This window comes from Streptomyces sp. NPDC000151, assembly GCF_040301705.1.
In the GTDB taxonomy this organism is placed as follows: Bacteria; Actinomycetota; Actinomycetes; order Streptomycetales; family Streptomycetaceae; genus Streptomyces.
The window spans coordinates 1-8,924 of the sequence record NZ_JBEPFC010000218.1; the positions used below are offsets into that span (position 1 = coordinate 1).

At 74.1% G+C, this 8,924-nt stretch carries 9 protein-coding genes, 1 pseudogene and 1 riboswitch; of the genes and pseudogenes, 5 read left to right on the forward strand and 5 right to left on the reverse strand.

Annotation, left to right across the window (positions count from 1 at the left end; translation table 11 throughout):
• Positions 1-509: pseudogene (locus ABT381_RS33775) on the forward strand (NAD(P)/FAD-dependent oxidoreductase); the annotation flags it as partial.
• A gap of 118 nt (positions 510-627) precedes the next feature.
• On the opposite strand, the gene ABT381_RS33780 reads toward ABT381_RS33775, so the two are convergent.
• The 5 genes from ABT381_RS33780 to ABT381_RS33800 all read right to left on the reverse strand — a co-directional run bounded on the left by ABT381_RS33780 (position 628) and on the right by ABT381_RS33800 (position 5,184).
• A complete protein-coding gene (locus ABT381_RS33780; protein WP_351601243.1) occupies positions 628-1,713 on the reverse strand; it encodes a hypothetical protein in 1,086 nt (361 codons plus the stop codon).
• A 36-nt stretch (positions 1,714-1,749) separates the two neighbouring features.
• A complete protein-coding gene (gene metF / locus ABT381_RS33785) occupies positions 1,750-2,667 on the reverse strand; it encodes a methylenetetrahydrofolate reductase [NAD(P)H] (RefSeq protein WP_351601246.1) in 918 nt (305 codons plus the stop codon).
• Positions 2,668-2,815: 148 nt separating this feature from the next.
• Complete coding sequence (gene thiE / locus ABT381_RS33790; protein WP_351601249.1) at positions 2,816-3,466, reverse strand: thiamine phosphate synthase; 651 nt, start codon at positions 3,464-3,466, stop codon at positions 2,816-2,818.
• 82 nt (positions 3,467-3,548) lie between these two features.
• Positions 3,549-3,914 (reverse strand): Rv2175c family DNA-binding protein, encoded by a 366-nt coding sequence (locus tag ABT381_RS33795; RefSeq protein ID WP_351601252.1) that lies wholly within the window; start codon positions 3,912-3,914, stop codon positions 3,549-3,551.
• 91 nt (positions 3,915-4,005) lie between these two features.
• Positions 4,006-5,184, reverse strand: a complete 1,179-nt coding sequence (locus ABT381_RS33800; RefSeq protein WP_467754635.1) for an NAD(P)/FAD-dependent oxidoreductase — start codon at positions 5,182-5,184, stop codon at positions 4,006-4,008.
• Positions 5,185-5,381: 197 nt separating this feature from the next.
• Positions 5,382-5,495, forward strand: a riboswitch (TPP riboswitch).
• On the opposite strand from ABT381_RS33800, the gene thiO reads away from it, so the two are divergent.
• The 4 genes from thiO to ABT381_RS33820 all read left to right on the forward strand — a co-directional run.
• A complete protein-coding gene (thiO, locus tag ABT381_RS33805) occupies positions 5,493-6,722 on the forward strand; it encodes a glycine oxidase ThiO (RefSeq protein WP_351601258.1) in 1,230 nt (409 codons plus the stop codon). (Overlaps the previous riboswitch by 3 nt.)
• Positions 6,719-7,009: a sulfur carrier protein ThiS gene (gene thiS / locus ABT381_RS33810; RefSeq protein WP_467754617.1), complete on the forward strand. Its 291-nt coding sequence runs from the start codon at positions 6,719-6,721 to the stop codon at positions 7,007-7,009. The genes thiO and thiS overlap by 4 nt, the downstream gene beginning before the upstream one ends.
• 9 nt (positions 7,010-7,018) lie before the next feature.
• Positions 7,019-7,873, forward strand: coding sequence for a thiazole synthase (locus ABT381_RS33815; protein ID WP_351601262.1), 855 nt, complete (start codon positions 7,019-7,021; stop codon positions 7,871-7,873).
• A gap of 138 nt (positions 7,874-8,011) precedes the next feature.
• The coding region (locus ABT381_RS33820) for a protein kinase domain-containing protein (protein ID WP_351601265.1) at positions 8,012-8,924 on the forward strand (913 nt) is incomplete at its 3' end.

An 8,924-nucleotide genomic window follows, 5' to 3' on the forward strand; every position in this document is an offset into this window, starting at 1 on the left:
GGGAGGCGGAGCTGACCGGCGTCTTCGGGGGCGGCGGGCTGCCGCAGGCGCCCACGGTGACGGTGCTGCGCCCCGACGACCCGGCGCAGCGGCCCGACGAGGACCACGAGGCGGTGACGCTGACGGTGACCGTCCCGGCGCACGCGGAGGGCGGCGCGGAGGGCGTCGACTGGACGGCGGACGGCGTGGCCGAGGCGTTCGCCGACCGGATGGTCGCGGCGGCCGCCGCGGCGGTGCCGGGCCTGCGGGACCGCGTCCTGTGGCGGGAGATACGGACACCGGCGGACACCGCCGCCGACACGGGCGCGCGGGGTGGCGCGGTGCCCGGCCCCGCGCTGGCCGGGCTGGACGGCCAGGCCCTGCGCCCGGCCAACCGCACGCGGATACCGGGCCTCTACACGGCCGGCGGCTGGTCCCACCCGGGCGGCGGCCTGGCCCATGCGGGCATGTCCGGCGCGCTGGTAGCGGGCCTCGTCGTCAACGGCGACGACTGGCGCGGCTCCCAGTAGCGGGACGGGCCGACGCGGCCCCCGCGACCGCTCCGGCCCCGCCCGGACCACTGCGGCCCCGCCCGGACAGCCGCGCCGCCTCGGACCGGCGCTCAGCACCGGTCCCGAGTACCGGCGCTCAGTACCGGTACTGCTGCTCGTCGTACCCCTGCTGCTGGTGCGGGTAGCCGTAGCCCTGGTGCTCCGGCTGGTATTCGGGCTGGTGCGGGGGCTGTTCGGGCGGGAGGTCGCCGCCTCCGCGCTGCTGGGGGACCCAGACGCCGCCGGGCGGGGTCTCCGGGACCGCGCCGTAGTACTGGTCGTAGCCCCCGCCGTACTGCTGCGGGACCTGGCCGCCGTGGCCGTAGGGGTCCTGCCCGCCGTAGGGGTCGGCGGGCGGGTAGGGACCGGCCTGTGCGTAGGGGTCGTACGGCGCGCCGTACGGGTCCTGGCCCGCGTACGGATCGGTGTATCCGGCCGGGCCGCCGCCGTGCCCGTCGCCGTAACCGCCGTAGGGGTCGGCGGCGTAGCCGTCGTGGGCTGCGGCGGGCTCGTAGTAGCCGCCGTAGGGGTCCTGCGGGTCCTGTCCGGCCCGGGCATCGGTGCTGTAGATGCCGTACTGGCCGGTCTCGTCGGGCAGCGGCTGCGGGGCGTAGACCGGGGCGACCTGCGTGGCGTCCGCGCCGTACGGGTCGGCGTAGGCGTCCGGGCGGGCGTCGTAGGCGTCCGTGTACGAGGCCGCGACGGCGTCGGGCGAGTAGCCGGCGGGACCGGCGTACCCGGTCTGCGCGCCGTACTCGTCGGCGTCCTGACGGCCGTCGGCGCCCTGGCCGTGGCCGTCACCGGCCTCCTGCGGGCCGTACTCGTCGTCGTCCGGGAAGGGGCCGGCCGCGGGGCCGGCGGCCTCCGGGGTCGGTTCCGCGGCGGCCCGGCCGCCCGAGCGCCGCCCCCTGCGGCTCACCCGGGGCCGGCCGGCCTCGAGCGCCCAGCCCATCGTGAAGCCGCGCCGGAAGGACAGCGTGACGTAGGTCTGGCCCACCGCGAAGGTGATCGCGCCGACCGCGATGACCACGATGGACGGCAGGACCACGCCGATGACGACGCCGAGGAAGCCGAAGAACGCCAGCAGCCGCCAGCGCAGCCGGGCCTTGTACTGCAGCAGCACCTCGCCCAGCAGCCAGAGCGCCACGATGCCGAACGCGAGGTAGAGGATCGTCCAGCCCATGTACGCCCCTGTTTCCGCCGCTGTGGGCCACCGTGGTCAGGTCTGCTGGTGCAGACCCAGATTCTCGTAGATTTCCAGCGTCGCCGTGGAGTGGTTCAGGGTAATGAAGTGCAACCCCGGAATGCCCTCGGCGGTCAAGCGTGCACACAGCTCCGTGGCGTACTCGATACCAATGGAGCGTACCGCCGCGGGATCGTCCTTGACGGCCAGGATCCGTTCCGCCAGTTCGGGCGGGAAGGCCGCGTTGCTGAGCTGCGCGAACCGCTCGATCTGCCGGACGTTCGTGACCGGCATGATCTCCGGGATGATCGGCGTTTCGCAACCGGCGGCGGCCACCCGGTCACGAAGGCGCAGATAGTCCTCCGCGTAGAAGAACATCTGGGTGATCGCGAAGTCGGCGCCCGCACGGCACTTGTCCACGAAGTGCCGGATGTCGGTGTCCCAGTCGGTGGAGCGCGGGTGCATCTCGGGGAAGGCCGCGACGCCCACGCAGAAGTCGCCGGACTCCTTGATCAGCCGGACCAGATCGGCGGCGTACGCGATGCCCTCGGGGTGGCGCACCCACTCGCCCAGCGGGTCGCCGGGCGGGTCGCCGCGCAGCGCCAGCATGTTGCGGATGCCGGCGTCGGCGTACTGGCCGATGATGTTGCGCAGGTCCGCGATGGAGTGGTTGACCGCGGTCAGGTGCGCGACCGGGGTGAGCGTGGTGTCCGTGGCGATCCGCTCGGTCGCCCGGACGGTGCCCTCACGGGAGGTGCCGCCGGCGCCGTAGGTCACCGACACGAAGGTCGGGGCGACGGCCTCGATCCGGCGGATGGCGTTCCACAGGGTCCGCTCGCCCTTCTCGGTCTTCGGGGCGGCGAACTCGAACGAATAGGACCGCTTGCCGGAGGCGAGCAGTTCACGCACCGTACGTGCGCGGTCAGTCCTGGTGGAAGCTGTACCTAGGGCCATACCGGCAGGTTAACCACCGGCCAGGCAGGCCCCCAACCACGTGCGGCACTATGGACCGGTTTGCCGGGTTCCTGTTCACCAGTCGGACACTTCACGTCAGACCGCTGCTCATCGGCCCGGGGCGCCATGGCGCTCCGTGCGCCCGGCGTCACGCTTCGTACGCGCGGATCCGCTTCGCCAGCTCGGCCGCCGCCGCGGCCGGGTCCGCGGCCTCAGTGAGCGCGCGCACCACCACGACCCGGCGGGCGCCCGCCGCCAGCACCTCGTCCAGATTGCCCGCGTCGATCCCGCCGATCGCGAACCAGGGACGGTCGGGGCGCTGTGCCGCGGCGTACCGCACGAGGTCCAGGCCCGGGGCGTGCCGCCCGGGCTTGGTGGGCGTGGGCCAGCAGGGGCCGGTGCAGAAATAGTCCACGCCCGGCTCGGCGAGGGCGGCGTCCACCTCCGCCTCGGCGTGCGTGGACCGGCCTATCAGGACGTCCTCGCCGAGGATGGCGCGCGCCGCGGGGACCGGCAGGTCGCCCTGTCCGAGATGGAGCACGTCGGAGCCGATGGCGTGCGCCACGTCCGCCCGGTCGTTGACCGCGAGGAGCTTGCCGTGCCGCCGGCAGGCGTCCGCGAAGACCTCCAGGTGGGCCAGCTCCTCGCCGGCCTCCATGCCCTTGTCGCGCAGCTGCACGATGTCCACGCCCGAGGAGAGCACCGCGTCCAGGAACCGCGGCAGGTCGCCCTGCTCCTTGCGGGCTCCCGTGCACAGGTAGAGGCGGGCGTCGGACAGGGCCTGTCGTGCGGTGCTCATCGGGTCTTCCCCCCAGACGGGGCGTACGGACCGGGCCGGCCGGTCCGTACGCCCTTCGGTTGCGGCGGTGGTGGCGGGTGTGTCAGACGGCGAGCGCCTGTGCCCGGCGCTTCACCTCCGTGCCGCGATTCTCGCGCAGCGCCTGCGCGGGCGTCCCCGGCAGGGTCTCATCCGCGGTGAACAGCCACTCCAGCATCTCTTCGTCGGTGAAGCCGTCGTCCCTGAGGAGCGTGAGCGTCCCCACCAGGCCCTTGACGACCTTGCCTTCCTTGATGAACTCGGCCGGCACATGGAGGGCCCTGTTCTCACCGCGGCGCACCGCGATCAGCTGGCCCTCTTTGACCAGCTGCCGGACTCGTGTCACCTCGACACCGAATTCCTCGGCGATGTCGGGGAGGGTGAGCCAGGCGGAAACCAGTCCATCGATCTTTGCGTCAATCTCGGTCACACCCCCAAGCGTGCCATCCCCCACTGACAGTCGGTAGCCGGGCATCGCCATCGGTGCACACCACCGGCCACAGCCGGCGGCCGCGCCGCCGCTAATGCACCTGCGCCGCAGCCGATTTCAGCGGTACCGAGGCGTCCGCCGCGGCCGCCCGGTCCACCAGCGCGCCCCGCTCGATGAGCTTGCGCCCCTGCGCCAGGTCGCGCGGCCGCCCCACGGCCAGCAGCGCCACCAGCGCGCCGTCCCGCAGCCACAGCGCCGTCCAGGCCGCGCTCGCCGGGTCGCCGCGCCAGATCAGCTCGTCGGCGACCTGGTGGTACCCGGCGCACTGCACGAACCGACCGAACTGCTCCGACCAGAAATAGGGCACCGGGTCGTACACCGTGCCCTCCACCTCGCACCGGGCGATGTTCGAGGCGACCGTGCGCGGCCCCTGAAGGGCGTTGTCCCAGTGGTGCACCAGGAGCCGGCGGCCGTAGCGCGCGGACGGGAAGGAGGCGCAGTCGCCGACCGCGTACACATCGGGCACCGAGGTGCGCAGCCGCTCGTCGGCCCGCACGGAGCGGTCCTCACCCAGCTCGACACCGGAGCCGGCCAGCCAGTCCGTGGCGCAGCGCGAGCCGATGCCGATCACCACGGCGTCCGCGGGCAGCGACGTGCCGTCGGCGAGCAGGACGGCGCCCTCCTGCACGGCGGCGACGCGGGTACCCGTACGCAGCGTGGCGCCCGCGTCCGCGTACCAGCGGGCCATGTGGGCGGCGACCTCTTCGGGCAGCGCGCCGGCCAGCGGGCGGTCGGCGGCCTCCACGACGGTGACCTCGCAGCCGGTCTCGCGGGCCGCGGTGGCGAACTCCGCGCCGATCCAGCCCGCGCCGACCACCACGATGCGCCGCTGCGCGGCCAGTACCGGGCGCAGCCGCTGGGCGTCGTCCAGGGTGCGCAGCACGTGCACACCCGGTACGCCCTCGCTGCCCGGGAGGGCCATCGCCTCCGCGCCTGTGGCGATGACCAGCCGGTCATAGGGCACCGGCCCCGCGTCGGTCAGCACTTCGTGGGCGTCGGCGGCGAGTCCGGTGACACTCCTGCCGAGCACCAGCTCGATCCCGAGGGAGGCGAAGTCGACGTCGAAGGCCGAGCCGTCCGCCTTGCCGAGCAGCACTGCCTTGGAGAGCGGCGGCCGGTCGTAGGGCGGGTGCGGTTCGGCGCCGAGCAGGGTGATCGTGCCGCGCCAGCCCTGTTCGCGCAGGGCAACGGCGGTCTGCACGCCCGCCATCCCCGCGCCGGCGATGACGACGCGGCGGGAGCGGTCGGGGGTCCGCGAGTACTCGCTCTGCTGGCTCACTCGATCACTCTAGGACGCGCCCCCTGGCCGGACTCAGCACCGCGCGACGAGATCTCTGACACAGGGTCACCCTCCGGCCCCGCAGAGCACCCTTACCGTGCGTCGGCCACGCGTACTACTCTGACGGCACTTGTACTCGCGGGAGCCCGGACGCACCGGGCTGAGAGGGAGGCTGCGGCGGCCTCCGACCGTACGAACCTGATCCGGGTCATGCCGGCGAAGGGAGGGGCTGGAAGCTCATGCATCCACCTGCACGTATACCGGCGGAGACAGCTGCCGGGCGGCCCGACGTGGTGATCGTCGGGGGCGGCCTGATGGGACTTGTGACGGCCTGGCGGGCGGCCCAGCGGGGCCTGCGCACCACAGTCGTGGACCCGGAGCCGGGCGGCGGCGCCGCGCGGGTCGCGGCCGGCATGCTGGCCGCCGTCACCGAGCTGCACTACGGCGAGGAAACGCTCCTGGGGCTGAATCTCGACTCCGCGGCGCGCTATCCGGCGTTCGCCGCCGAGCTGGCCGAGGCGAGCGGCCAGGACCTGGGACACCGGCGGTGCGGCACGCTCGCCGTGGCCCTGGACGCCGACGACCGCGCCCATCTGCGGGAGCTGCACGCGCTGCAGCGCCGCTGCGGGCTGGACTCGGAGTGGCTGACCGGCCGCGAGTGCCGGAAGCTCGAACCGATGCTCGCGCCGGGCGTGCGCGGCGGGCTCCGGGTGGACGGTGACCACCAGATCGACCCGAGGCGGCTCGCCACGGCCCTGCTGACGGCCTGTGAGCGGGCCGGGGTGGCGTTCGTACGGGAGCGGGCCGGGCGGCTGACGGTCACCGGGGACCGGGCCACCGGCGTCGAGCTGGCGGACGGCACGGCGCTGCCGGCCGGGCAGGTCGTGCTGGCGGCGGGCAGCTTCAGCGGGCGGCTGGCCGGGGTGCCCGAGCACGTACGGCCGCCGGTCCGGCCGGTCAAGGGCCAGGTGCTGCGGCTGCGGATCCCTGCCGCGTACGGCCCCTTCCTGTCCCGCACCGTGCGTGCCGTGGTGCGCGGCGGCCCGCTCTACCTGGTGCCGCGCGAGAACGGGGACATGGTCGTCGGCGCCACCAGTGAGGAGCTGGGCTGGGACACCACGGTGACCGCGGGCGGCGTCTACGAGCTGCTGCGCGACGCGCACGAGCTGGTGCCGGGCATCACCGAGCTGCCGCTGACCGAGACGATCGCCGGGCTGCGCCCGGGGACGCCGGACAACGCACCGCTTCTCGGGCCCAGCGCACTGCCCGGCCTCTTGATGGCCACCGGCCACTTCCGCAACGGTGTGCTGCTCACCCCGGTCACCGGCGACGTCATGGCCCACGCGCTGACCACCGGCGCGCTGCCCGAGGAGGCGCGGCCCTTCACGCCGCTGCGCTTCGGGCCCGCGGCCACCCCTCCCCCCGCCCCGGCGCCGCAGCGCGCCGCACTCCAGGAGCAGACCGCATGACCGCCTCGAAGGCACCCGGCCCCGCGTCCGGGGCCGTCCCCGCCGCCCCGACAGCCACTCCGACAGCCGTCCCGGCAGCCGCCCCGGTGACCGTCTCCGTGAACGGCGAGCCGCGCGAGATCCCCGGCGGCCTGCCGCTCGACCGGCTGGTGGCCACGCTGACCACCGCTTCCAGCGGGGTCGCCGCCGCCGTCAACGAAGAGGTCGTTCCGCGCAGCCAGTGGGCGGCGACCCCGCTCGGCAACGGGGACCGCGTCGAAGTTCTCACCGCAGTCCAGGGAGGCTGATCCGTACAGATGGCCGATACGTACACCATCGAGGAGACCGCCGCCCCGGAGGCGGCGCCCGGCGCGGCACCCGAAGCCGATCCGCTGGTCATCGCCGGTACGGCCTTCCGGTCCCGGCTGATCATGGGGACCGGCGGCGCGCCGAGCCTGGACATCATGGAGCGCGCGCTGCTGGCCTCCGGTACGGAGCTGACCACCGTGGCGATGCGGCGGCTGGACCCGACCGTGCAGGGCTCGGTGCTCTCCGTACTGAACAGGCACGGCATCCGTACGCTGCCGAACACCGCGGGCTGCTACACGGCCGGTGAGGCCGTGCTCACGGCCCGGCTGGCCCGTGAGGCGCTCGGCACGGACTGGGTGAAGCTGGAGGTCGTCGCCGACGAGCGGACCCTGCTGCCGGACCCGGTGGAGCTGCTGGACGCGGCCGAGACGCTGGTCGACGACGGGTTCACGGTCCTGCCGTACACCAACGACGACCCGGTGCTCGCGCGGAAGCTGGAGGACGTGGGCTGTGCGGCGATCATGCCGCTGGGCTCCCCCATCGGCTCCGGACTCGGCATCCGCAACCCGCACAACTTCCAGCTGATCACCGAGCGGGCCGGGGTGCCGGTCGTCCTGGACGCCGGGGCGGGCACGGCCTCGGACGCCGCGCTGGCCATGGAGCTGGGCTGTGCCGCCGTGATGCTGGCCTCGGCCGTCACCAGGGCGCAGGAGCCGGTGCTGATGGCGCACGCCATGCGGCACGCGGTCGAGGCGGGCCGGCTGGCGTACCGGGCGGGCCGCATCCCGCGCCGCCACTTCGCCGAGGCGTCCTCGCCCGCGGCCGGAATGGCCGAGCTGGACCCGGAGCGGCCCGCCTTCTGAGGCATCTCCGCCAGGGGCGCCGGAAGGTCCGCCACCGGCGCCTTGTACCGCCCCGTCGGTCACCGTTCGGCTGCAGTCCGGCCCGTACGGTGCAGAGGGCATGAGGGCGGTGGACAGCTGCTCGTAGACTCGTCTGCCGTGGATACCACCCTTCAGGACCCCCTGGTCGGACAGCTGCTCGACGGCCGCTACCGCGTCCAGGCGCGCATCGCCGCCGGCGGGATGGCGACGGTCTACCGCGCCGTCGACACCCGGCTGGACCGTGTGCTCGCCCTGAAGGTGATGCACCCCTCACTGGCAGCGGACGCCACCTTCGTCGAGCGCTTCATCCGGGAGGCGAAGTCGGTGGCCCGGCTGTCGCACCCGAACGTGGTCGGCGTGTTCGACCAGGGCGCCGACGGCACGTACGTGTACCTCGCCATGGAGTACGTCGCGGGCTGCACCCTCCGGGACGTGCTGCGCGAGCGCGGCGCCCTGCAGCCGCGCGCCGCGCTGGACATCCTGGAGCCGATCCTGGCGGCGCTGGGCTCGGCGCACCGGGCGGGCATGGTGCACCGCGACATGAAGCCGGAGAACGTACTGATCGGGGACGACGGCCGGGTCAAGGTCGCCGACTTCGGCCTGGTCCGCGCGGTCGACACCAATACGACCGCCACCACCGGCACGGTGCTGGGCACCGTCTCGTACCTGGCGCCCGAGCAGATCGAGGACGGCAGCGCGGACACCCGCGCGGACGTCTACGCCTGTGGCGTGGCGCTGTACGAGATGCTCACCGGCAGCAAGCCGCACAGCGGCGGCACCCCCGCCCAGGTGCTCTACCAGCACCTCCACGAGGACGTGCCGGCGCCGTCCGCGCTCGTACCGGGGCTGCCGCCCGAGCTGGACGACCTGGTCGTCGAGGCCACCGCGCGCAACCCCGAGGTGCGCCCGCAGGACGCCGTCACGCTGCTCGCGCTGGCCCGCAACGCCCGCGCGGCGCTCACGGACGAGCAGCTGGACGCGGTGCCGCCGCAGGCGCGGGCCGCGACCGGCCCGGCCGGCGCCGAGGACC